Raw genomic sequence first — 23,939 nt, 5'->3', positions numbered from 1 at the left:
CAAAACACTGTCGTCATCCCTTGGGATTGATGGAAGCTGAGGTCAGACCATGCCGTATCTATCCCTGAACGGGGTCGAGCTTCATTACACCGACACCGGCGGCGGCGAGGCCATCGTATTTTCGCATGGATTGCTGTTTTCCGGTGACATGTTCGAAGCTCAGGTTGCGGCGCTGAGCCCGCGATATCGTTGCATCAGCTTCGACCATCGGGGGCAGGGTAAAAGCGAAGTTGCGGTGCAGGGCTATGACATGGATACGCTGGCCGAGGATGCGGCGGCTTTGATACGGGCGCTCGATATCGGCCCATGTCATTTTGTCGGCCTTTCGATGGGCGGGTTTGTGGGCATGCGGTTGGCGGTGCGCCACCCCGGTCTTATCCGGTCGCTGACCTTGGTTGACACATCGGCGGATGCCGAGCCTGCCGAGAAACTACCGCGCTACAGGCTGCTGAGTGTCATTGCCCGGTGGATTGGCCTCTGGGCTGTGATCAACCGGGTGATGCCGATCGCCTTTGGACAAACCTTTCTGAACGACCCCACACGTGCCGATGAGCGCGCCAGATGGCGCAAGGCCATCCTGTCGAACGACCGTGTCGGCATCACCCGGGCCGTAAACGGCGTGATCCGGAGGGCCGGGTTTTATGCTGAACTGCCCAAGATCACGCAGCCGGTGTTGATCATCGTCGGTGAGGAGGATGTGGCAACGGTGCCTGCCAAGTCCGAACGCATGCACGAGGCGATTTCCGGCTCGCGACTGGTTGTTGTTCCCGGCGCCGGACACAGCTCAACGATCGAGCAGCCGGTTGCCGTGAATGAGGCTCTGAGCTCATTTTTGCAGAACTGAAGCGCCTCGAGTGCGTTTTCGAGTTTGCCGTCCCGCGCGGAATCGTGGTCGTAGCGCAGACGATCATCTGGCGTCTGGGGCGCTCACCTGTTTCCACTCCCCAGAGGCAAGGCCTTCCAGCAACCAGTCGCCAATCCGCCAGCGCACCAGCCGCAGGGTGGGGTGGCCCACATGCGCGGTCATCCGGCGGACCTGCCGGTGGCGGCCCTCGGAAATGGTGATCTCGATCCAGCAATCGGGCACGGATTTGCGATAGCGCACCGGCGGGGTCCGCAGCCAGAGGGTGGGCGGGTCGATACGGCGCACACGCGCCGGGCGGGTGAGACCGTCCTTCAGCGTCACGCCGCCCCGCAGGGCGTCAAGTGCGACTTCATCCGGCAGGCCTTCGACCTGCACCAGATAGGTCTTTTCCATCTTATGGCGGGGATTGGCGATGCGCGCCTGCAGTTTGCCATCATCGGTCAAAACCAAAAGCCCCTCGCTGTCGCGATCCAGCCGCCCGGCCGGGTAGACGCCGGGCATGTCGATATAATCTGAAAGCGTCGCGCGGGGACTGCCTTCGGTGCCTTTATCGGTGAATTGCGACAGCACGCCGAAGGGTTTGTTGAAGAGGATGAGGCGGGCCATCCGGGCCTCAGGAGTTACCGCTTCCGGTGAACCGGGCGGCATCGGCGGCGGCGCGGCGGATGGCGTTGGATTTATGCACGGTCTCCATATATTCCGCCTCGGGGTCGCTGTCATAGACAACGCCGCCCCCGGCTTGAATATAGAGCTTTTCGTCCTTTACCACCGCCGTGCGCAGCGCGATGCAGACATCCATATCGCCATTCGAGCTGAAATAGCCGACGCCGCCGCCATAGACGCCGCGTTTTTCTGGCTCCAGCTCGTCGATGATTTCCATCGCACGGACCTTTGGCGCCCCCGAGACTGTGCCGGCGGGCAACCCAGCCAGCAGAGCGCTAAGCGCGTCCTGATCCTCGGCCAATTCGCCCACCACGTTACTGACGATATGCATGACGTGGCTGTAACGTTCGATGATGAATTCTTCGGTCGGGTGCACGGTGCCGATCTTGCTGACCCGTCCCGCATCGTTGCGCCCCAAATCAAGAAGCATCAGATGTTCCGCCAGTTCTTTGGCATCGGCCAGCAGGCTTTTCTCGTGGGCGCGATCCTCTTCCGGGGTGGCGCCGCGGGGGCGTGTTCCGGCGATGGGGCGGATCGTCACTTCGTCGCCAAAGACCCGCACCAGGATTTCCGGGCTGGCGCCGACCACCTGAAAGCCGCCGAAATTGAAATAGAACATGAAGGGCGACGGGTTGGTGCGCCGAAGCGAGCGGTAGAGCGTAAAGGGCGGCTGGCGGAAGGGCTGTGTCCAGCGCTGGCTGGGCACGACCTGAAAGATGTCACCGGCGCGGATATATTCCTTGGCTGTCTCGACCGCCTCCTTGTACCCCTCATGAGTGAAATTCGATACTGGCGGTGCGTCCTCATGGGCTTCGCCCAGATCGCGGGCCTGCTGTGGTAGGGCACGTTCCAGATCGCGCACCGCATCCATCACCCGCTCAGCGGCCTGCGCATAGGCGGCGCGCGCGGTCAGTCCGGAATTGATCCAGGCGGGGGCCACCACGATGACCTCTCCCTTGACCCCGTCGAGCACCGCCACCACAGAAGGCCGCAGCATCACCGCGTCGGGCAGGCCCAACGGATCGGGGTTCACGTCCGGCAGATGTTCGACCAGACGGATCATGTCATAGCCCAGATAGCCGAAAAGCCCGGCGCTTGCAGCGGGCAGCCCGTCCGGCAGATCGATCTGACACTCGGCAATCAGGGCGCGCAGATTATCCAGCGGGTTGCCGTCCTGCGGCTGGAAATCGTCGGAATCAAGACGGGCCTGACGGTTGATGCGGCTTGCCTGACCATGACATTGCCAGATCAGATCGGGTTTCATGCCGATGATCGAATAACGACCGCGTACCTCGCCACCAGTGACGGATTCGAGCATAAACGCATCACGCGCCGCGCCCGTCAGTTTGAGCATTAACGAGACCGGCGTATCCAGATCCGCCGCCAGCCGGGCAAAGACAAGCTGATTGCGTCCGGCCTCGAAACCCTTGGCGAAATCATCAAAACTCGGGGTCAGATCCACTTGGGGCCGCTCCTACTGGAAGTTCGCGTGCACGGCGTTAAGGGCGTGCTGATTCAGCTCGATGCCGACGCGACTGCGAATGTCACCGGCCAGCACCTGATATAGGTCCTGCGCCATGCTGGCCGCGTTCTGCTCTTCGATGCTGCGCCGGAGCGTGGCCAGATCAGCATCATTCGCGTCGGGCACCCGGATATCATCCAGCCGGACGACGAATACACGTCCGCCACCCTGGATCAGCTCTACCTCGCCTTTTTCCATGCCGAAGACGGCTTCGTTGAATTCGGCGGGCACGTTTTCCTGCGGGCCACGACGGCTGAGCCCGGTGACCGATTGCGGTATCATCCCCAAATCTTCAAAGGACGTGCCCGCGACAAGCTGCGCCGCCTGTGCCTGAACCTGCGCGTTCAGCGCCTCTTCGGTGGCTTGCATCAGCCACGATGCTTCGGCCTGGTCGCGCACCTCGGACAAGGGTTGCAGGGCGGGGGGGACAATTTCATCGAGACGCATCGCGAAAATGCCGCTGTCTTCCAGCTGCGCCACATCGGGGTAATCCTCCTGCGACAGGGCCGCGACGGCGGCGCGGAAACTTTCATAGGCGGCGATGTCGTCGCTGACGCCCGCGTGCCACTCGATCTGGCCCAGCTGCATTTCGGTTTCCGACGCCAGATCTTCGATCGACGCGCCCCCGGCAAGCAGATCATCGACGCTTTCGATCTGTGCATCGATGACCCGGCGCGCACGGTCGGCGGCAAGCTCATCGCGCAGTTCGGGTTCGGCCTCTTCAAAACTTGTTTCCTGCGCTGCCAGCACGGCATTCACCCGGAAGAGGGCCGGGCCAATGCCGGTGTCCAGCGGACCGACGATATCGCCTGCCGTTGCGGCAAAGACCGCATCTGCCGCATCGCCAAGATCGACCCTGGTGACATCGCCCAGATCGATATCTGCTAACGCCAGACCGCGCGTTTCCACGGTGGCCTCAAAGCTGGTCTCGCCGCCGGTGATACGGGCAAGGGCCGCGTCGGCCTCGGCTGCATCCGCAAAGGCCAGCCTTTCGACCAACCGGCGTTCGGGCTGGCGATACTGGTCGGCGCGCTCATCATAGGTCGCACGCAGCAGGTCTTCGTCGACCTCGACCGTGTCGATGATCATGTCGGGCGTCAGCCAGGCATAAGTGACACGTTTGATCTCGGGGGTCGTGAATTCTGCCGGGTTGGCATCGTGATAGCTTTGCAGATCCTCGTCACCGGGCACCGGCAGGCCCGTCGCCAGATCGTCGCGATCCAATACCGTCCAGGTGATATCACGTTCTTCCGCCAGGAAATTAAAGAGTGTGTTGGTATAGGCCGGGGGAGTGTACACACCGGTCAGCACCGCGCTTTGCAACAACGCGCTGGCCTCCTGTGCCCGCAGGTCTTCCTCGAAATCCGCCTCGTTCATGCCTGCCTGTTCGAGAGCAAAACGATAGGCCTCGCGGTCGAAATTTCCGTCGATGCCCTGAAAATTGGGAATCCGGGTAATCTGCTCGCGCAGGTTCTCGTCGCCGATCGAGATACCCAGCCGCCTGGTTTCCTCCTCCAGCGCCGTGACAGCCACAAGCTGCGACAGAACCGATGCGGCGATACCGGCCTGCTGGGCTTGGGCAAAACTGACGGGCTCGCCCAGTTGTGCCTCGAGCGAGCGGATCTGGTTTTGTAGCGCCCGGGCATAGTCGTTGAGGTCGATGTCGCTTTCTCCGACCGAACCGACGCTACGGACATTGCCCGACAAGTTGGTCACACCGAAACCGCCAAGCCCGACGATAAGCAGGCCCATCAGGATCCAGACCAGTGTTTTTGAGATGCTCTTGCCCGCCATGTGGACCTCTCATACGCCTTCAGGGAAAGGTTGTTCGCGACTGTCTACGCGTTGGCCGCAGCAGGAGCAAGGGGCCAATCCAGTCGTTCCAGACGGTCGAAAAGCCTGCCAATCCCGGCGCGGTCAACATTGGCAAAAGCCACGCGCATCTGGCGTTTGCCCGCCGGGTCACCTTCGCGGGTGAACATGGTGCCGGGCAAAAGCAAGACGCCAGCTTCCTGCACCAGTTTCTTTGCCATCTCGTCCGAGGCGAGGGCGAAGGGGTGTTCCATATAGGCAAAATAGGCGCCGCAACCCAGAAGCGTCCAGCCCTTCGCCTCAAGCCGGGGCATGTTGTCGGTGATTGCCGCGCGCCGGTCGAGGATTTCGGCGCGTTCCCCGGCAAGCCATTGCGACAGGTTCTGCATGCCCCAAAGCGCTGCGATCTGGCCCAGCTGATTGGGGCAGATCGTGACGGTATCGAGAAACTTCTCGGCTTCGGCCAGCCGTCCCGGTGCGGCCACCATCGCGCCCACGCGATGCCCGGTCAGGCGGAACGCCTTGGAGAAGGAGTAAAGCTGGATAAGCGTGTCGCCCCAATCGGGATCGGTAAAAAGATCATGTGGCGCGCCCGAGCGCGCGTCGAAATCCCGGTAGGTCTCGTCGATGATCAGGGCGATGCCTTTTTCGCGCGCCAATTCGTAGAATGCGCGCACCAGATCGGCAGGGTATTCCACCCCGCCGGGGTTGTTGGGCGTGACGAGCGAGATGGCACGGGTACGGTCGGTGATCCGCGCGGCGGCCTCGGCCACATCCGGTAGCAGACCGGGGCCGGGAGGCAGGGCAATGGCATCGACGCCCACTATGTCCAGCCACATTTTATGATTGAAATACCAGGGTGTTGGAAGAAGAACTTCATCTCCTTCTGCGCAGAGTGTGGTGATCATCGCGCAAAAGGCCTGATTGCAGCCCGAGGTGATGGCGACATTCTCCGTCTTGATCTCACCGCCATAGGCATCGCACCACTGGCTGGCCACCTCGGCGCGTAATTCGGGCAGGCCAAGAACTGGCCCATATAGATGCGCCTCGGGCGTGTTCAGCGCTGCCTCGGCAATGACCCTGCGCAGGGGTTCGGGCGGGGGATCGACCGGCGCGGCCTGGCTCACGTTGATCAGGGGGCGGTCGGGCGGGAACTCAACGCCCTCCAGCCAGCGCCGTGCCTCCATCACCGGCGGGAAAAACGTCTTGGCGGTGCGGGGTATCGGCATGGCGGTCTCCGGTGCTGCCTGTCAGCCGCGTGGGCTGGTTCGTGATTGTGGGATCAGTCGGTGCCGCGATAGGGCTGGACATATTGCAGCGCCATGTCCCAGGGGAAGAAAATCCACGTGTCCTGGCTAACGCTGGTGATGTAGGTATCAGTCTGTTTCTCGCCCTCGGGCTTGGCGTAGACACAGGCGAAATGCGCCTTCGGGTAATACGAGCGCACCAGCTCAAGCGTTTTGCCGCTGTCGACCAAGTCATCGACGATCAGGATGCCCGTTCCATCGCCCATCATCTCGGCATTGGGCGCCTTCAGCACCTGCGCTTCGCGCCGCTGATCGGCCTTGCCGCCACCCGAATGGTAGGATTTGACCGAAACCGTATCGACGGTGCGAATGTCGAGCTCGCGCGCGACGATCATCGCCGGCGCCATGCCGCCCCTTGTGATCGCCACCACGGCCTTCCACGATCCATTATCAGGTCCTTGCCCATCCAGCCGCCACGCCAGAGCGCGGGCATCGCGATGCAGCTGGTCCCAGCTGACATGAAAGCCTTTTTCATGGGGCAGACGGTCGGTCATCAGATCGGTTCCTTCAATTCTTTTCAGCGGTCCAGCATCAACCGCAGTCCGAGTGCACCAAGCACCGCAGCGGCGACGCGGTCGAAAACAGGTTTCAGACGCAGATATCTATCGCGGGCCTTACCGGTTGACAGCAAGAGGGCGAACGCGGCGTAAGCCGTCCATTCCACCAGCATCTGGTTCATCATGATCAGCATCTTTTCAGAAAGCGCCAGATCGCGCGGAAAGATCACCACCAGGACGGCAGAGGCGAAAAGCACCGATTTCGGGTTGGACGCATTGACCAGTACCCCGCGTATGAACGGGTGGCGCAGGCCGGACGTATTCTGCGCGGCCTCCAGCGGCGTTCTGGCGTCACGCCAGATCGCATAGGCAAGGTACAGAAGATAGGCCGCACCGATGATTTTCATTGTCAGGTAAGCCCAAGGAACTGCGGTGAAAATCACGTCGAGCCCCAGCAGGGCCAGCCCCGTCCACAGCCCTGCCATCAGGCCAAGGCCAATCCCTGTCAGGATACCCGCGCGCCGCCCCGAGACAAGCGTCGAGCGCAGGGCAATCAGCATACCGGGGCCCGGGCTGGCAAGCGCTGCCAGAAGGGCGATGTTAAAGGCGATGAGGTGCGCGGCCTCCATGATGGCCTAGGTCTTGTCGATGTCGGGGGCGTCGACCGCTTTCATGCCAACAACGTGGTAGCCTGCGTCGACATGCAGGTTTTCACCGGTCACGCCGCTGCCCAGATCACTCAGCAGATAGAGCGCCGAATTGCCCACGTCGTCGATGGTCACGTTGCGGCGCAGGGGCGAGTTCAGCTCGTTCCATTTCAGGATATAGCGGAAGTCCCCGATACCGCTCGCGGCCAGCGTCTTGATCGGTCCGGCAGAGATCGCGTTGACGCGAATGCCGTCCTTGCCCAGATCCTCGGCCAGGTATTTGACCGATGCTTCCAGCGCCGCCTTGGCCACCCCCATGACATTGTAATGCGGCATCACCTGTTCGGCGCCGTAATAGGTGAGCGTCAGCATCGCGCCCCCATCGGGCATGATCTTCTCGGCCCGCTGGGCGACGGCGGTGAAGGAATAGACCGAAACGTCCATCGTCATCAGGAAGTTGTCGCGGCTGGTATCCACATAGCGCCCGCGCAATTCGTTCTTGTCGGAAAAGCCGATGGCGTGGACCAGAAAATCTATCTTGCCCCAGGCTTTCTCGATCGCCGCAAAGGCCGCGTCGATCGAGGCCGGGTCAGACACGTCGCAATCAAAGAGCTGCGTTACTCCAAGCTGTTCGGCCAGCGGCTCGACCCGTTTCTTGAAGGCGTCTCCCATATAGGTGAAGGCGAGTTCTGCCCCGGCATCTGCACAGGCCTTGGCAATGCCCCAAGCGATGGATTTGTCATTGGCGAGGCCCATGATCACACCGCGTTTGCCCGCCATCAGATTATTCGACATATCGTGCCCTCGGCCTTTTCTCTTTTGTTATATGATTTCTTTAGGCGATTGGCCTTGGGGCATCAAGGGCATGGCGTTAGTCCGCCGACCGACAGGGATTGATACAATTGTAACCTTGCCATGTTGGCGCTCACAGTCTACGCGCGTATACTACTTCTGGCGGATGTAGTGGCGAGTTTGGGAAATGGCGGAACGCGACGGGATATTCAAAGGTGAAAACCCTTTAGACATCGCGCGGCGCTGGCTGTCCGAGGCTGAAGCGACCGAGATCAATGATCCAAATGCGATTGCCCTCGCCACTGTCGATACCGATGGCATGCCCAATGTGCGCATGGTGCTTCTCAAGGAAATCGAAGATGGCGGTTTCGTTTTTTACACCAACTACGGCAGTGCCAAGGGCCAGGAGCTTGACGCAACCGGCAAGGCTGCGTTGGTGATGCACTGGAAGACGTTGCGCCGCCAGATACGGGTGAGGGGGCTGGTTGAGCGCGAGGATGGTCCGCAAGCAGACGAATACTACGCTTCGCGTTCGTTGCAGAGCCGCCTTGGCGCATGGGCATCAAGCCAGTCGCAGGAGTTATCCTCGCGTGCTGCGCTGATGGCCAAGGTCACGAAAATCACCGCGCAAAAAGGCGTAAATCCTTCACGTCCGCCCTTCTGGGGCGGTTTCAGAATACGCCCGCTCGAGATCGAGTTCTGGGCCGACGGGGCCTTCAGATTGCATGACAGGTTTGTCTGGCGTCGGGATGCAGAGGAAAAATCGTGGCAAATAGTAAGACTGAATCCGTGACATTCACGTCACGTAAAGTGCAAGAGGTTGAACACGCACGGGGTTTTATGACTTGCATGAAGGGATCGAGTAGCGCAAAAGTTATTAAGGTCTTGGGGACTGAAGACTGTTGGGTAGGACAAAGTGACGAAAGACAATGAAGGTACCCGCAGAGTAAAAGGACTAGTTAAGTGGTTCGACCCCGTAAAAGGGTTCGGGTTTGTAGTCGCCGATGAAGGCGGGCCGGATATTCTGTTGCATGCGAATGTATTGCGTAACTTCGGACAGAGCTCTGTCGCGGATCGCGCGGGCATTGAAATAGACGTGCAGGACACCGATCGCGGTGTCCAGGCTGTCGAAGTGCATTCGATCGAGCCCCCACAGGATGCAATTGCATCGGGTTTGCTCGATCTGGATGATATCGACCCCGAGGTCATCAGTTCGGCGCCGCTGGAGGCGGCGCGCGTCAAATGGTTCGACAAGGGCAAAGGGTTCGGGTTCGCCAATACGTTCGGGCGCGAAGAAGATGTGTTTGTTCACATTGAAGTGTTGCGTCGGTCGGGCCTGGCCGATTTACAACCAGGCGAGGCTGTGGCAATCCGTGTCATCGAAGGCAAACGCGGCCGGATGGCAACTGAGGTATGTGGATGGGAAACGGCGGTAAAAAGCTAGGATTTGGCGCCGCGCTTTGGTTCTTTCTTTCCGCATCGATCGCAGTCGCCGGCGAATGCCGTGACGATCAGGTGTTGTTGCGGGGCGATTGGGGGCAGGCGCGGTTCACGATCGAGCTGGCCGACGATGATGCCGAGCGTAACCACGGACTGATGTTTCGCGACGAGCTGCCGAAAAGTGCCGGGATGTTGTTCGTCTATCCGGATGTCAGCGACCGGATCGGATTTTGGATGAAAAACACGCTGATCCCGCTTGATATGATCTTTCTGGATGAAACCGGGACGGTGCGCCGCGTCCATTCCAATGCTGTGCCGCATGACGAAACTCCGATCATGGGAGGTGACGGCATACTGGCGGTGCTCGAAATCAACGGTGGCATGGCACAGTCTCTAGGAATTTCGGAAGGCAGCGAGTTACGGCATCCGGCATTCGCAGCTGAAACCGCCGCTTGGCCCTGCTGATCGATTGTATCTAGGAAGCCCGGATTTAGGGCTTTTCAATCCCGCTAATCGGAATTAGACAGGCCACCGGTCCGGGGCGTAGCGCAGTCTGGTAGCGCACCTGTTTTGGGTACAGGGGGTCGCAAGTTCGAATCTTGCCGTCCCGACCATCTTGTCTCTGCTGAAATCTGCATGATGATTCTGGCCGCCCGGCGGTTGCTCGGCACATAATTGTAACATTCGTGCAAAGCTTCATCTCTGAAGCTCGGGGAATTAATAATCCCTTAATGAGTGTTAATTTATTGGGCATTAGCGTTCAAATCAGCGGAACCCCACCCGGCAAAGCCATGAGAAACTTGCCCTAACCCAGCCGAATAAAAAGGGTTTCCCGTTTCGACGATTGAGAGGCGGGCCGATTAATCTTTATGAAGATTTGTCCGAATGAATCACGTAGATGTGAGCGGGCATTTCCGGCTCGGCTCGTCAACGATTTTTTCCGCGATTTTTTTAAAAATTTTCGTTGACCAGATAGGGGTCAATACGTCAGGTTGTGTGAACCGGCCATCAAGCCACAACATATAGTGGCGACGGCCAGGCAGGGACCACAAACCCAACATACCCGAATTTCCGATCGGGGCGCGTTTGACCCGCAGCATCTTGTAGCTGTCGCGGGACGGAAGGTTTCTGCCACGAGGAGAAGGGCAGTCGGCCCGCGATGTCTGGCCGATACATGACACGAAATAGCTGGATTATGGGGCAGCGCAAAAAATGAAAATCGAACGTAAATTCACCACCGCCGGTCAGGACGCCTACGCTGCGCTGGACTTCAAAACCACCAGCTCCGAGATTCGCAATCCGGATGGCAAGATCGTTTTCCGTCTGGATGAGGTCGAAGTGCCGACCGGATGGAGTCAGGTTGCCAGCGATGTCATCGCACAGAAATATTTCCGCAAGGCCGGCGTGCCCGCGCGCTTGAAAAAGGTCAAAGAAAAAGACGTTCCCGAGTTTCTCTGGCGCTCGGTGCCAGATGGCGATGACGTTGAAAAAGGCGGTGAGACCAGCGCCAGGCAGGTGTTTGATCGTCTCGCCGGCGCCTGGGCCTACTGGGGCTGGAAAGGTGGCTATTTCAGCACCGAAGAGGATGCCAGCGCCTATTTTGACGAAATGCGTGTGATGCTGGCCAAGCAGATGGCGGCGCCCAACAGCCCGCAATGGTTCAACACCGGCCTGCATTGGGCCTATGGCATAGATGGCCCCAGCCAGGGTCACTATTATGTCGACCACAAGACCAAGAAACTGACCAAGTCGAGCAGTGCTTACGAGCACCCGCAGCCCCATGCCTGTTTCATCCAGTCGGTCGCCGACGATCTGGTGGGTGACGGCGGCATCATGGATCTGTGGGTGCGCGAAGCACGTCTATTCAAGTACGGTTCGGGCACAGGCACGAATTTTTCCTCCCTGCGTGCCGCGAACGAGCCGCTGTCAGGCGGAGGCAAGTCCTCCGGCCTGATGGGCTTCCTCAAGATCGGTGACCGTGCGGCGGGCGCAATCAAGTCGGGCGGCACCACGCGCCGCGCCGCCAAGATGGTGATCTGCGATGCCGATCACCCGGACATCCAGGAATTCATCAACTGGAAAGTCCGCGAAGAGCAGAAGGTTGCCAGCATCGTTGCCGGATCCAAGATGCACGAAGCCAAGCTGAATGACATCTTCGGTGCCATTCGCGCCTGGGATGGCAGCAGCGAGGATGCGGTTGACCCGAAGAAAAACGAGCAGCTGAAGGACGCCATTCGCGGGGCGAAGAAATCAGCGATCCCCGAGACCTATGTAAAACGCGTGCTGGACTATGCCAAGCAGGGCTATGACAGCATCGAGTTTCCGACCTATGACACCGACTGGGACAGTGAAGCCTATGCATCGGTCTCGGGGCAAAACTCCAACAACTCGATCCGCGTCACCGATGCCTTTCTGAAAGCGGTCGAAGACGATGCCGACTGGGCGCTTCTGAACCGCACCGATGGCAGCGTTGCCAAGACCATCAAGGCGCGCGATCTGTGGGAAGATGTGGGCCACGCCGCTTGGGCCTGCGCCGATCCGGGCATCCAGTACCATGACACCGTGAATGCCTGGCACACCTGCCCGGAAGACGGTGAGATTCGCGGCTCAAACCCTTGTTCCGAATACATGTTCCTCGATGATACGGCTTGTAACCTGGCCTCGATGAACCTGCTGACCTTCTACAAGGATGGCGAGTTCGACGCGGAAAGCTATGTCCATGCCACGCGCCTCTGGACCGTGACGCTGGAAATCAGCGTGATGATGGCGCAGTTCCCATCTCAGGAAATCGCGCAGCTTAGCTATGAGTTCCGTACATTAGGTCTGGGCTATGCCAATATCGGTGGCCTCCTGATGAATATGGGCCTTGGCTATGACAGCGATGAGGGCCGCGCACTTTGCGGTGCCCTGACCGCTGTGATGACTGGTGTGTCCTACGCCACCTCCGCCGAGATGGCCGGAGAGTTGGGGCCGTTCGCAGGCTACAAGCGCAACGCCGATCACATGCTGCGGGTGATCCGCAACCACCGCAATGCCGCCTATGGCGCGACCGAGGGGTATGATAACCTTGCGGTCAGGCCTGTCCCGCTGGATCTGGCAAACTGCCCGGATGGTCGTCTGGCCGAACTGGCGATGGCAAGCTGGGACGAGGCGTTGAAGCTGGGCGAAAAACACGGCTACCGCAACGCACAGGCCACGGTGATCGCGCCTACCGGCACGATCGGTCTGGTGATGGATTGCGACACCACCGGGATCGAGCCTGACTTTGCGTTGGTCAAATTCAAGAAGCTTGCCGGGGGCGGATACTTCAAGATCATCAACCAATCGGTGCCCGCCGCCCTTGAAAAACTGGGTTACGGCCCCGCACAGATCGAAGAGATCGTCAGCTACGCGGTTGGTCACGGCACCATCGGCAACGCGCCGGGGGTCAACCACACCTCGCTCATTGGGCACGGCTTTGGCTCGAATGAACTGGCCAAGGTTGATGCGGCACTTGGATCGGCCTTCGATATCCGCTTTGTCTTCAACCAGTGGACGCTGGGCGAAGAATTCTGCACCAACGTACTGGGCATCCCGGCGGCAAAGCTGAACGACCCGACCTTCGATCTGCTGGCGAGCTTCGGATATTCCAAGGCCGATATCGACGCCGCGAATGACCATGTTTGCGGGACGATGACGCTGGAAGGTGCGCCGCATCTGAAAGAAGAGCATTACAGCATCTTCGATTGCGCCAACCCCTGCGGCAAGAAGGGCAAGCGCTATCTCGATGTGAACAGCCACATCACCATGATGGCGGCGGCGCAAAGCTTCATCTCGGGTGCGATCTCGAAAACGATCAACATGCCCAACGATGCCACGATCGAGGATTGTCAGAAGGCGTATGAGCTCAGCTGGTCGCTGGGGGTCAAGGCCAACGCGATCTACCGTGATGGCTCGAAACTCAGCCAGCCGTTGGCGGCGGCTCTGGTTGAGGATGACGATGACGCGGCTGAAATCCTTGAAAGCGGCAATCCGCAGGAAAAGGCCGCTGTGCTGGCCGAAAAGATCATCGAAAAGGTGATCGTCAAGGAAATCGTCAAATCGCACCGCGAGAAGATGCCGGAACGCCGCAAAGGCTATACCCAGAAGGCAGTTGTCGGTGGCCACAAGGTTTATTTGCGCACAGGCGAGTACGAAGATGGTGCCCTGGGCGAGATCTTCATCGACATGCACAAGGAAGGCGCCGGTTTTCGGGCGATGATGAACAACTTTGCCATCGCTGTGTCGGTGGGCCTGCAATACGGTGTGCCGCTGGAAGAGTTCGTGGATGCCTTTACCTTCACCAAGTTCGAACCGGCGGGCATGGTGCAGGGCAATGACAGCATCAAGAACGCGACCTCGATCCTCGACTATATCTTCCGTGAACTGGCGGTTTCCTATCTGGACCGCACAGATCTTGCGCATGTGAAACCCGAAGGGGCCAGCTTTGACAGTCTGGGCCGGGGTGAAGAAGAAGGTGTTTCGAACATCACCGAGATGTCCGAGGCGGGCGCGAACAAGTCGCTTGAGGTGCTGAAACAGATCAGCTCCACCGGCTATCTACGCAAACGTCTGCCACAGGAACTGGTGGTGCTGCAGGGCGGTCAGACCGTTGGCGCCACGGCGTTGAGCGGCACGGTGGATGCGATGGCCGCGCTGGAAACGCTCATCCCCGAAACCGCGGCGATGGCAGTCAAGACAACAACCTCGACCACCGCCGTGGCGGCCGGTGCCACCACGATGGACGCCCGCACCAAGGCTAAGATGCAAGGCTACGAGGGCGACCCCTGCGGCGATTGCGGCAACTACACGCTGGTGCGCAACGGCACCTGCATGAAATGCAACACCTGCGGTGCGACCAGCGGGTGTAGCTAAGAGACTCGTGTCCCTCACGGGGCGCGTAGGGGTCGCGGTTCCTCCCAGGGCCGCACCCCGACGAACAGGGTGGAAGGGTTTACAGGCCCCGACCCACCTTACCCGGAGCGGGTGCGCTCGCTCCGACGACACTCAGGCCGCAGGCAGAAACCGGGCGGTATAAATAGTGAGCTTGAGTGGCGAAACTACCGGGGGGCTTCGGCCCCCCGTTTTTCTGTTGCAGCGCACGTTAGAGTGGTAGAGAACCAACTCATGTCACGGCCACGTCTCAGTATCTGTATTCCCGCCTATGATATGGGCGGTAAGGGCGCAGAATACCTTGCGGAGTCGTTCGATCATTTGAAAAATCAAAGCTTTGCGGATTTCGAGGTGGTCGTTTCGGACCAATCCGACAGCGATGGGGTTGCTCAGGTCTGTGCGCGGTATGGCGAGGGCCTCACCATCCGCCGGGTCGATTTCCGCGACGGGCCGCGCCAGTCGTCGGCCAATGCCAATAACGCCATGCGCCACGCCTCGGGGCGGATATTGAAAATCCTGTTTCAGGATGATTTCCTGTGCCGCGACACGGCGCTGGAGCAGATCGCGGCCGGGTTCGCTGATCCGGCGCAAAAGTGGCTGCTTTGCGGATCAGGTGTCTGCCGCGATGGCAAGACCGTGGAGAAGCCGATGGTGCCGCAACTTAATCCGCGCCTGCGGTTCGGCCGCAACACCGTTTCCAGCCCGTCGGTTCTGGCGCTCCGGGCGGAGGTCGGCTTGCATTTCGATGAAAGCCTGATCTGGCTGATGGATGTGGAATTCTATGACCGCTGCGCGCAACAATTGGGTGCGCCGGTGATTCTGCCGGAAACCCTTGTGGCCAATCGCCTGCACGAGGGGCAGGTTAGCGCGGTCGTCACCAAATCACTTCGCCGGGCCGAGCTGCGCCATGTCTGGCGCAAGACCAGCGACAGGGCAGGCTGGCGTGATTTCCGTGCCTTCAGCTATCAGTTTCTCAAGGCGCTTTAGCCGCCATCTGGCTTAATTGTTCACCATAGCCAATTGCTGCAAGGCTTTCATCGCATCACCCTCACGACCATCAGGTACAAAGATATGATCGTGGAAAAACCCTGAAACCGGATTTACGCCCATTTCGTACTTGGCAAGCTCCGAAGCGATCGTTGCCATGAATCCCACCGCTTCCAGCGATGAATGAATGTTCAGCGTGATCATCCGGCAAGGGAATTCGTATGGTAAGGCGTGCTTTTCTGCTTCGGATTTCAATATGATAAGGGTTGTGCCCTCGGCTTCTTCAAAGCTCATGCGAGGGATCAGGTCTGATGGTAACTGATCGCGTCGAACGGTTGCAAACACATAAAGACCGTCGACCAGAACTGCCGAAAGCGATCCTATGAGCTTATTCAAATTTGTCTCGCCGCTCACATTTGCTCCAATACAGCTTTTAACAGTTGAGGTTTGGAGGCATGCTTATCGCATTCTGTTGTTGAAAGCGATTGGAAGTGAAAGGCATTTTGCGGTTGAATGTCCAATTCGACGATAGCACCGGATAGGGCGTTGCCCGCCCGCGAGTAAGTCGTCATCCCTCTGCCTCAATCGCGAAGCCGCCATTCCTCCCAGATGAAAGGATAGCACCAGGCGCAGTGATGGCTGTGCTGCAGGGTCGCGCGGATATCTTCACGGTCGCCGATCTGGCTTTCGCCTTTCAGGTGGAACTTGATCTGCATGCGCCGGATACGCGGCATGATCCGGGCGCGCATCAGGGCGGGCAGAAGATCATATTCGGCCCCGCCGATATCGAATTTGACCAGATCGATCTGCGGAATGTCGAATGTATCGAAATAACGTTTCACCGCGACTACATCCACCGTTGCCTCGACCCCGCTGACCGAGGCTTCGGGCAGGGGCAGTTTGCCCTCGGCCGATCCGAGCGTGTAATCATAGACCTTCACCCGGTCATCCGCGCGATATTTGTCGCGCAGATCGGCGGCTTTCCTCGGGTGCGGCTCAAACAGGTGAATGGTGCAATCGGGTTGCTGGTCCAGAACGATATCGGCCCATTCGCCTTTGCCGCCGCCGAAATCGAATACTGTGCCACCCTCGGGCACATCCATGTAGTCATAGAGCAGTGTGTGCCCACGCTCGCCACGCCACAGACGCAATGCGTCATAATAGGCGTCTTTCCAAGGGTGTTCGCGGCGATCCCGCCAATTCTTCAAAACGTCCAACGCGCGGTCCTTAATTTATTGGGAACAATTCTAAGCAGAGCCGCGTTGTCGCGCAAGCTTTGGTCACAGCAGCTCTGCCATCGGCGCCTTTGCTCCTATGCCTATCTTGACCCGCAATCTGACTCTGGCCCGCGCCAGCCGCGACATCACTGTGCCAAGCGGCCAGCCGGTGATCCTGGCCAGTGCCCGCGGGCTGGTTTCGCCGGACGCAACCAACCGCATCAGCCGGGCCTGCGTGTCGGGCAGGGCGGCGATGGCCGCCTGCAGGTCCTGGACCAGCATCGCGCCGAAGACATCTGGCGTGGTGGGTTCATCAGCTTCGTTCAGTTCGGTTTCGTGCGTCTGATCACGCAGCCATTGTCGGTACTGGTTGCGCAGCGCTGCCATCGCATAGGCGCGCAGATTGTCGATCTGGTGCCCCTGTTGCCGACGTGCCCAGAGTTTCAGCAGCACGTCCTGGCAGAGATCCTGTGCCTGATCGCGGTTACCGGTCAAGCTGAACGCGACACCGGCCAGTTGCGGCATCAACGCTGCCAAAGCCTCAGGTAGATCGGTCTTGTCTGGCATGTCAGCCTCATTTTTCCGAAACAGGTTACTGAGCAACCTGAGCGTCCAAGTAACTGATTTCAAATGGTGAGATTCCGCCTATCCGGTCTTGCGGGCCTTTTTGGGCAGGCTTCTGCCAAACGCCAGACCACCCATAGGCGGCGCCCCGCGCGGCGGCGCTTTTCAAGCGTTTCGCGCGGACGCAAAGCGGCTATTTCCCGTCTTCTTCCATGAGGGACGCAAACGGCGCGCCCGACCGTGGAAAAATCTTCAAGGAGATACCAGATGACCAAATTCATTATCATTCTGCTCGGGCTTGGCGCGCTTGCAAATTCCGCCATCGCGATGGGCGAAAACGCGATTGAGGTCGATGCCAATGGCGATGGGCTGATTACCGTCGATGAGGTTCAGACCGTCTATCCGGATATCACCGCCGAGGTCTTTGCCGAGATCGATGCCAATAATGATGGTGTTCTCGACGATGCCGAAATGGTGGCGGGACAGGAGAAAGGCCTGATCCCGGCACTGAGTGACAGCTAAAGCGAGGTCGTTTTAACCTGCAATGATCAGAATCAAAATCTGCGTTTGAAATCAGTATGCTGCTGATTGAGCGACAGTGACCCTTGGTTCAGGTCTAACGAATTCCGCTTAAGCCCAGCTGTCACCTCCCCCGGGGTCCACCGTTCCCCAGATTGCGGACCCTGGGGGAACAAGCCTTCCTTGCATCGCCTTTGTCCGATGCGGTTGAGGTGCCGCTGCAAGATGCGCCGCCCCCGAATGCTAATCCGGGGGCGGCGTTTTTTTTGGCTCAGACAGCCTGTTCCTTGTTGTCTTCTGGTGCGTCATCCGCATCCTCTTTAGCAAGCGGATAGATCGTCCAGCCGGTTATGCCGAAGATGATGGTCACAATCGGCGACAGCCAGCAGAAGAAGGCGAAGGGCAGATAGGCCAGTGTCGCCACACCCAGCGTTGCCGCCTGATACGCCCCGCCCGAGTTCCACGGCACCAGGTTCGCCGTCACTGTGGCCGAATCTTCGACCGCGCGGCTCAGGTTTTCGGGGGCCAGTCCACGGTCGCGATACGCCTGCGCATAGGTTCGCGCGCCCATCACGATAGCCATATACTGATCGCATAAGATCAGGTTAGCCCCGATCGACGTCAACACGGTCGACACGATCAGAGAGCCTTGCGATTTCGCAGCCGCCAGGATGCGGTCGGCGATTGCCTTAAGCTGGTTGGTCCGCTCCATCACGCCGCCAAACATCATCGCCACGATGACGAGGCTGATCGTATACAGCATCGAATTCATGCCGCCGCGGCTAAGCAGGCTGTCCACGTCCTCAATGCCGGTTTCCGAGGTAAAGCCATTGAACGCGACATCCAGCAGGGTTTCGTAATTAGCGCCTTGCAGGCCAACCGCGCAGAGCGCCCCGGCTAGCACGCCAAGGGTGATGCCGGGAATGGCCGGCATTTTCTTGAAACTGACGACCAGAACCAGCACTGGCGGCAACAGAAGCACCGGGTTGATGGTGAAATTCTCGTTGAGCGTATTGAGCATGGCTTGCACCCGCTCAACCTCACCTTCACCACCGCCATAGGACATGCTGATCACGATCTCGATGATCAGGGTCAGGGTGATGCTGACGCCCGTGGTATAGGACATGTGTTTGATATGCGTGAACAAATCCGTGCCTGCCATGGCCGGGGCCATGTTGGTTGTGTCCGACAGGGGTGACATCTTGTCGCCAAAGTAAGCACCCGACAGCACCGCGCCAGCGACCAGCGGCAGGGGAATGCCAAGGCCGCCGCCGATACCCATCAGCGCCACGCCGATCGTGCCCGTCGTGCCCCAGCTTGTGCCGGTGGCGAGCGATGTGATCGCGCAAATTACCACCGCTGCGGGCAGAAAGATCGACGGCGACAGCAGTTGCAGCCCGTAATAGATCAGCGTCGGGACCACGCCGGCCAGAATCCATACGCCGATCAGCACGCCTACGATGATCAGGATGATCATCGCGGGCAGGGCGTTGTTGATACCGCGCACCATTCCGTTCTGAACGTTTTGCCAGCTGAACCCGCAGCGCAGCGCCACAAGGCTGGCCACGACCACGCCCAGAAGCATCGGGATATGCGGATCAAGCCCGTAGACCACGATTGATACGCTGATGCCCGCAACAAGCGAGAAAAGCGAGATCAGGGCCTCGATCATTGTTGGCGCGCGGGCACCGGTGGGAATATCAGTCTTCATTGTCCTCTCCTTTATTATTGTTGGCGAAAATGCCGGAAAAGCGCTGGGCACAAAGGTACAGGCCCCGAACACTGCGTTCGCGTTCAGGTAGAGTAGCCGGGTTTGTCCCGGCCTGTTAGTTTTTTGAAATCACGACGCGGCGCGCTGCAGCATGCCAAACAGATCGCGCGGATCGTCGGGGTCGGCCAGCAGATCGAGATCCATGAAGTAATCCGTGCCCTTGATCCGGTCACGCACGAACCGCAGGGCGCTGAAATCCTCGATCGCAAAGCCGACCGAGTCGAATAGCGTGATCTGGCGGTCGCTGGTACGCCCCTTGGCGGTGCCGTTGATTACTTCCCACATCTCGGTGACTGGGAAGTCATCGGCCATCTGCTGAATCTCGCCCTCGATCCGGGTTTGCGGCGGGTATTCCACGAACACGTCCGAGCGGGACAGGATATCCTTGTGCAGTTCGGTTTTGCCGGGGCAGTCACCGCCGATAGCGTTGATATGTACGCCCGCGCCGATCATGTTGTCGGTCAGGATGGTGGCATATTGCTTGTCCGCCGTGCAGGTGGTGATGATCTGCGCGCCTTCCATGCTCTCTTCAGCGGTCTTGCAGGCAACCACGTTCATGCCCCAGCCTTCCAGGTTACGCGCGGCTTTTTCCGTGGCGGCCGGGTCGATGTCATAGAGGCGAACCGTATCCACCCCGCAGATTGCTTTCATCGCCAGCGACTGGAATTCCGACTGCGCGCCGTTGCCGATCATCGCCATGGTAGTGGCGCCCTTGGGGGCCAGATGTTTCGCCACCATTGCCGAGGTCGCCGCGGTGCGCAGGGCGGTCAGCACGGTCATTTCGCTCAACAGAACCGGGTAGCCATTACCCACGTTGGCCAAAAGCCCAAAGGCGGTAACGGTTTGCAGGCCTTCTTTCATGTTCTTTGGGTGGCCGTTCACGTATTTGAAGCCATAGACCTCACCGTCAGAGGTTGGCATCAGTTCGATCACGCCTTCGTCGGAATGCGAGGCCACGCGCGGGGTCTTGTCGAACAGTTCCCAGCGTTTAAAATCGGCCTCAATATAGTCAGCCAGACCTTTCAGCATCGGTTCGACCCCGACGTGATGCACCAGCTTCATCATGTTGTCGACGGAAACGAAGGGCACCAGCGCCTTGTCGGAAGGGGCAAGATTGGTCATGTCAGTTACTCCTTGATTGGGGGCGGCGGGCCAGATGCAGACCCGCGATCATGCAGCGGGCAGAGCCGCCGGCGCTTTCAATGGTGGGCAGGTCAAGCGGGTCCAGCCGGACGGATCTTTCCAGAAGGGCGATCTGATCCGCGTCCAGTGCTGCCAACGCGCGCGCCGACAGGGCCAGGATCAGGCCATCTGGTGTTTCCAGTTCAATCGCATTGCCGGCGAATTCGGCAATCTGGTGATGGCTCAGCGCGATCACCTCGCGCCGGGTTTCTTCCAGCCTCTCGCGGATGGTGGCGCGGCGTTCGTCATTTGACACCATGTCGAGGCCGACCAGCGCCACCTGGGTGCCAATCGCCATCACAACATTGGTGTGATAGACCGGCGTGCCGCTTTCATCGACCGCGTCGAAGACGATCGGCTCATAGCCGAAGCGCGTACAGAATCGCTCCAGCAGGATCGGATCGGCCCGGTGCGAGCGCGCCACGAAGGCTAGCCGCCCGATATGATCCAGTACCATCGCGCCGGTGCCTTCCAGAGACAGGCCATCAGGCTCCAACCCGGAATAATCTGTCACCTCGGCAACACGGTACTCGGCCTTCAGCATCTCGATCACGTCCCACCGCCGCTCGCGGCGCCGGCTTTCCGCATACATAGGATAAAGCGCAACGTGACCGCCGGAATGGGTGGAAAACCAGTTGTTCGGAAAGATCGAATCCGGCGTGTCGTCGCGCTCGTCCTGAAACACATGCACCTTGACGCCCGCGTCGCGCAGCCGCGCGACAGCGCCGTCAAACTCGGCCCGTGCCCGCGTGGCAACCTCGTCCACCGTCAGATCGGGGATCGACTGGAAGACGTTGTCCTCTGCCGTCTCGGGGTTGGGGTGGAACCGGTTGGGCCGGATCATCACCACGCTGGAAGGGGCCTGAACGCTCATGAGAAGGCGCGTGTCGGGCGATCAAAGACACGGCGGCCAAGCGCCGAGGCGGCCAGATCGACCATGACCTGTGCGGTGCGCCCGCGCTCATCCAGGAACGGGTTCAGTTCCACAAGGTCAAGCGAGGTCATCAAGCCGCTGTCGCAGATGATCTCCATCGCAAGATGGGCCTCGCGCATGGTAGCTCCGCCGGGCACGGTGGTGCCGACGGCGGGCGCAAAGCTGGGATCGAGGAAGTCCACATCCAGTGACACATGCAGATCGCCACCCGCCTTCGCCACGAGATCAAGGAAGCCCGAAAGAGGCCGGGCAATGCCGGTTTCGTCGATCGCGCGCATGTCATGGCAATGAATGTTGGTGGCTTGCAGCTTTTCACGTTCCGGCCCGTCGACCGAGCGCAGGCCGAGCAGGCAGATCTGATCCTGCGGCACCGGGTTTTTCACCTTCGGGAAGCCGTCGAACCCGTCGAGTCCGGCAAGGTAACCCACCGGCGTGCCATGCAGGTTGCCCGAGGCGGTCGAATAGGGGGTGTGATAGTCGCTATGCGCGTCCAACCACAGCACGAATTGCGGGCGCCCGACCTTGGCGGCGTGGTTGGCGACGCCGGTAACTGACCCCAATGACAGGCTGTGATCGCCACCGAGGAAAATTGGTAGGCCATTTTTCATCGCGTCCTGCGCCGCGTCGCACAACGTCATGGTCCAGCCGATGGTTTCAGCGGGTTTGATCAGGTGGCTTGGCGCGCCTTTAGGGGGCTCGACTTCGGTGGGGCTCAGGTTGCCCATGTCGACAACCGAATGGCCCAGATCGGCCAGTGCTTCGGCAATACCGGCCACGCGGTACGCATCCGGGCCCATTACGCAGCCCTGGCGTTTCTTGCCGCTATCGACGGGGGCACCAATCAGGATACAGGTTTTTTGGGTCATCGTGGCCTCGCATATCTGGATTTCTTATATGATTGTGCCGAAATGGGTTGAATTGAACTGGTTATTTTGCACTAATTGAGCGATGAATTATCAATTCGGATGCAAAAGGTTTCGAAATGGACGATGTTGATCGCCGCCTGATATCTGCCTTGCGCCACGATGCGCGAGCCTCACTTTCCGATCTGGCTTTGTTGTTGGGGGTGTCCCGCACCACGGTGCGCGGGCGGATCGAACGGCTGCGCCGGGCGGGCGAGATCGTGGGCTTTACCGTGGTGCTCAGGGGCGATGTCGCACGCGATCCGGTGCGCGGGTTGATGATGCTGGGCATCGAAGGGCGGGGTACCGAGCGTATCCTGCGACAATTGTCGGGGATGAGTACGGTGCGTGCCATTCATACCACCAATGGCCGCTGGGACGTGATCGTCGAGATCGGTACCGATACACTGGAAGACCTGGACAAGCAGCTTGCCCATATAAGGCGGTTGGAGGGGATCGCCCACTCCGAGACCAACCTGTTGCTCAATACCCGCAAGGCCTCGGTCTGAACTTGTTCGCAGAATTGAGCCGTCCTCCGCAAATTTCCCACTAGCCGCGCTGCACAAATCTCCGCACGATCAACGTACCGATACACGAAAGGATACGATGATGGGTTTGTGGAATTTTATGAAGGATTCTGGCAAGAAACTCTTTGGCGGAAATGAAGAACCGACCGTTGAGGCGCTGGAGCAGGAGGTTACCGACCTGGGTCTCAACATCGATGGGCTGGATATCTCGGTCGAGGGAGACAAGGTTAAGGTCGCTGGCATGGGTGTCAGCAAGGAAATCCGCGAAAAGGTCATGCTTGCGGTGGGTAATGTGGCCGGTGTTGCCGCAGTTGAAGATGATGGCGACGGCGAGGGCACGGTTTTTGTGACGGTCGAACGTGGCGACACCCTGTCCGCGATTGCCAAGGAAACGCTTGGCAGCGCAAACCGCTATCACGAGATTTTCGAGGCCAATCGCCCGATGCTGTCTCATCCCGACAAGATTTACCCCGGTCAGGTGTTACGCATCCCGCAATAGAGTGCGGTCTGAACTGCGCTGGAAGCAAGGTCAGCGAGGCTACAAAAATGTGGCCGATTTCGCAAAAGCCCGCACGACCGAATGCCTGATTGCAGAATGGCGGGTGTAAAACAGAAAGGGCCGCGGAGATAGTCCGCGGCCCTCTCAATGTTTGATACATAATTATCTGCGGACCCTAAGACCCGCTGACGCTTTCGAACCCAGTTAGGGTTCTTTCCCAGATCAGGGAGGGTTTGGTTTAGGCCGAAAGTGCTGAGTAGCTAAGCGAATGTCTTAACGCTCTCTACCGGAACCTTCGCCGCCGCCTTCGCCGCCGCCTTCGCCGCCGCCTTCGCCGCCGCCTTCGCCGCCGCCTTCGCCGCCGCCTTCGCCGCCGCCTTC

At 59.4% G+C, this 23,939-nt stretch carries 23 protein-coding genes and 1 tRNA gene; 10 read left to right on the top strand and 14 right to left on the bottom strand.

Annotation, left to right across the window (positions count from 1 at the left end; all coding sequences use genetic code 11):
• Positions 1 to 49 precede the first annotated feature (49 nt).
• Positions 50 to 844, top strand: a complete 795-nt coding sequence (locus LC334_RS16435) for an alpha/beta fold hydrolase (RefSeq protein WP_085799694.1) — start codon at positions 50 to 52, stop codon at positions 842 to 844.
• 63 nt (positions 845 to 907) lie between these two features.
• On the opposite strand, the gene LC334_RS16430 is transcribed toward LC334_RS16435, so the two are convergent.
• The 7 genes from LC334_RS16430 to fabI are packed head-to-tail and all read right to left on the bottom strand — an operon-like array spanning position 908 to position 8,108.
• Complete coding sequence (locus tag LC334_RS16430) at positions 908 to 1,471, bottom strand: pseudouridine synthase (RefSeq protein ID WP_139836334.1); 564 nt, start codon at positions 1,469 to 1,471, stop codon at positions 908 to 910.
• A 7-nt stretch (positions 1,472 to 1,478) separates the two neighbouring features.
• Entirely contained in the window at positions 1,479 to 2,990 is a 1,512-nt protein-coding gene (trpE, locus tag LC334_RS16425; RefSeq protein ID WP_085799692.1) for an anthranilate synthase component I, read from the bottom strand.
• A 12-nt stretch (positions 2,991 to 3,002) separates the two neighbouring features.
• Positions 3,003 to 4,844: a peptidylprolyl isomerase gene (locus LC334_RS16420; RefSeq protein ID WP_085799691.1), complete on the bottom strand. Its 1,842-nt coding sequence runs from the start codon at positions 4,842 to 4,844 to the stop codon at positions 3,003 to 3,005.
• Positions 4,845 to 4,888: 44 nt separating this feature from the next.
• Positions 4,889 to 6,091 (bottom strand): aminotransferase, encoded by a 1,203-nt coding sequence (locus LC334_RS16415; protein ID WP_085799690.1) that lies wholly within the window; start codon positions 6,089 to 6,091, stop codon positions 4,889 to 4,891.
• A gap of 53 nt (positions 6,092 to 6,144) precedes the next feature.
• Positions 6,145 to 6,663 (bottom strand): xanthine phosphoribosyltransferase, encoded by a 519-nt coding sequence (gpt, locus tag LC334_RS16410; protein ID WP_085799689.1) that lies wholly within the window; start codon positions 6,661 to 6,663, stop codon positions 6,145 to 6,147.
• A gap of 23 nt (positions 6,664 to 6,686) precedes the next feature.
• Entirely contained in the window at positions 6,687 to 7,295 is a 609-nt protein-coding gene (locus LC334_RS16405) for a LysE family translocator (protein WP_085799688.1), read from the bottom strand.
• A gap of 6 nt (positions 7,296 to 7,301) precedes the next feature.
• On the bottom strand, positions 7,302 to 8,108 hold the full coding sequence (gene fabI / locus LC334_RS16400; protein ID WP_085799687.1) for an enoyl-ACP reductase FabI: 807 nt from the start codon (positions 8,106 to 8,108) through the stop codon (positions 7,302 to 7,304).
• A gap of 184 nt (positions 8,109 to 8,292) precedes the next feature.
• On the opposite strand from fabI, the gene pdxH reads away from it, so the two are divergent.
• The 6 genes from pdxH to LC334_RS16370 all read left to right on the top strand — a co-directional run bounded on the left by pdxH (position 8,293) and on the right by LC334_RS16370 (position 15,443).
• Positions 8,293 to 8,898 carry a pyridoxamine 5'-phosphate oxidase gene (gene pdxH / locus LC334_RS16395; RefSeq protein WP_085799686.1) on the top strand — a complete coding sequence of 202 codons (606 nt, stop codon included), beginning with the start codon at positions 8,293 to 8,295 and terminating at the stop codon, positions 8,896 to 8,898.
• 123 nt (positions 8,899 to 9,021) lie between these two features.
• A complete protein-coding gene (locus tag LC334_RS16390) occupies positions 9,022 to 9,549 on the top strand; it encodes a cold-shock protein (RefSeq protein WP_085799685.1) in 528 nt (175 codons plus the stop codon).
• Positions 9,525 to 10,010 carry a DUF192 domain-containing protein gene (locus LC334_RS16385; RefSeq protein WP_085799684.1) on the top strand — a complete coding sequence of 162 codons (486 nt, stop codon included), beginning with the start codon at positions 9,525 to 9,527 and terminating at the stop codon, positions 10,008 to 10,010. Before LC334_RS16390 ends, LC334_RS16385 begins: the two co-directional genes overlap by 25 nt.
• A gap of 72 nt (positions 10,011 to 10,082) precedes the next feature.
• Positions 10,083 to 10,159: transfer RNA gene (locus tag LC334_RS16380), tRNA-Pro, on the top strand.
• 598 nt (positions 10,160 to 10,757) lie between these two features.
• Positions 10,758 to 14,438: a vitamin B12-dependent ribonucleotide reductase gene (locus tag LC334_RS16375; RefSeq protein ID WP_085799683.1), complete on the top strand. Its 3,681-nt coding sequence runs from the start codon at positions 10,758 to 10,760 to the stop codon at positions 14,436 to 14,438.
• A 252-nt stretch (positions 14,439 to 14,690) separates the two neighbouring features.
• Positions 14,691 to 15,443 (top strand): glycosyltransferase family 2 protein, encoded by a 753-nt coding sequence (locus tag LC334_RS16370; RefSeq protein ID WP_085799682.1) that lies wholly within the window; start codon positions 14,691 to 14,693, stop codon positions 15,441 to 15,443.
• A gap of 12 nt (positions 15,444 to 15,455) precedes the next feature.
• Here the strand turns inward: LC334_RS16370 and LC334_RS16365 are convergent, their stop codons facing one another.
• The 3 genes from LC334_RS16365 to LC334_RS16355 all read right to left on the bottom strand — a co-directional run bounded on the left by LC334_RS16365 (position 15,456) and on the right by LC334_RS16355 (position 17,227).
• Positions 15,456 to 15,857 (bottom strand): ACT domain-containing protein, encoded by a 402-nt coding sequence (locus LC334_RS16365; RefSeq protein ID WP_085799681.1) that lies wholly within the window; start codon positions 15,855 to 15,857, stop codon positions 15,456 to 15,458.
• A 167-nt stretch (positions 15,858 to 16,024) separates the two neighbouring features.
• Entirely contained in the window at positions 16,025 to 16,660 is a 636-nt protein-coding gene (locus tag LC334_RS16360; protein ID WP_085799680.1) for an FkbM family methyltransferase, read from the bottom strand.
• Between the two features lie 63 nt (positions 16,661 to 16,723).
• Positions 16,724 to 17,227 (bottom strand): RNA polymerase sigma factor, encoded by a 504-nt coding sequence (locus LC334_RS16355; RefSeq protein ID WP_085799679.1) that lies wholly within the window; start codon positions 17,225 to 17,227, stop codon positions 16,724 to 16,726.
• 264 nt (positions 17,228 to 17,491) lie between these two features.
• Between LC334_RS16355 and LC334_RS16350 the strand changes: the two genes are divergently transcribed.
• Positions 17,492 to 17,746: an EF-hand domain-containing protein gene (locus LC334_RS16350; RefSeq protein WP_085799678.1), complete on the top strand. Its 255-nt coding sequence runs from the start codon at positions 17,492 to 17,494 to the stop codon at positions 17,744 to 17,746.
• A gap of 268 nt (positions 17,747 to 18,014) precedes the next feature.
• Here LC334_RS16350 and nhaC read toward each other — a convergent pair whose 3' ends face one another.
• The 4 genes from nhaC to rocF form a co-directional block, all read right to left on the bottom strand.
• Positions 18,015 to 19,454 carry a Na+/H+ antiporter NhaC gene (gene nhaC / locus LC334_RS16345; protein ID WP_085799677.1) on the bottom strand — a complete coding sequence of 480 codons (1,440 nt, stop codon included), beginning with the start codon at positions 19,452 to 19,454 and terminating at the stop codon, positions 18,015 to 18,017.
• A 129-nt stretch (positions 19,455 to 19,583) separates the two neighbouring features.
• Positions 19,584 to 20,636, bottom strand: coding sequence for an ornithine cyclodeaminase (locus LC334_RS16340; RefSeq protein WP_085799676.1), 1,053 nt, complete (start codon positions 20,634 to 20,636; stop codon positions 19,584 to 19,586).
• 1 nt (position 20,637) lies between these two features.
• The gene (ctlX, locus tag LC334_RS16335; RefSeq protein WP_085799675.1) at positions 20,638 to 21,570 is read right to left on the bottom strand and encodes a citrulline utilization hydrolase CtlX; all 933 of its coding nucleotides are present in this window, start codon (positions 21,568 to 21,570) and stop codon (positions 20,638 to 20,640) included.
• Entirely contained in the window at positions 21,567 to 22,496 is a 930-nt protein-coding gene (gene rocF, locus LC334_RS16330; protein ID WP_085799674.1) for an arginase, read from the bottom strand. The genes ctlX and rocF overlap by 4 nt, the downstream gene beginning before the upstream one ends.
• A gap of 116 nt (positions 22,497 to 22,612) precedes the next feature.
• Here rocF and LC334_RS16325 point away from each other — a divergent pair, with 116 nt between their 5' ends.
• Positions 22,613 to 23,041, top strand: coding sequence for an Lrp/AsnC family transcriptional regulator (locus tag LC334_RS16325; RefSeq protein WP_085799673.1), 429 nt, complete (start codon positions 22,613 to 22,615; stop codon positions 23,039 to 23,041).
• Positions 23,042 to 23,141: 100 nt separating this feature from the next.
• Positions 23,142 to 23,558, top strand: coding sequence for a peptidoglycan-binding protein LysM (gene lysM / locus LC334_RS16320; protein ID WP_085799801.1), 417 nt, complete (start codon positions 23,142 to 23,144; stop codon positions 23,556 to 23,558).
• The last annotated feature ends 381 nt before the right edge of the window (positions 23,559 to 23,939 follow it).

Source organism: Roseovarius aestuarii, from assembly GCF_019966515.1.
GTDB classification, from domain to species: Bacteria; Pseudomonadota; Alphaproteobacteria; order Rhodobacterales; family Rhodobacteraceae; genus Roseovarius; species Roseovarius aestuarii.
This window is presented reverse-complemented; position numbering and strand designations above follow the sequence as displayed.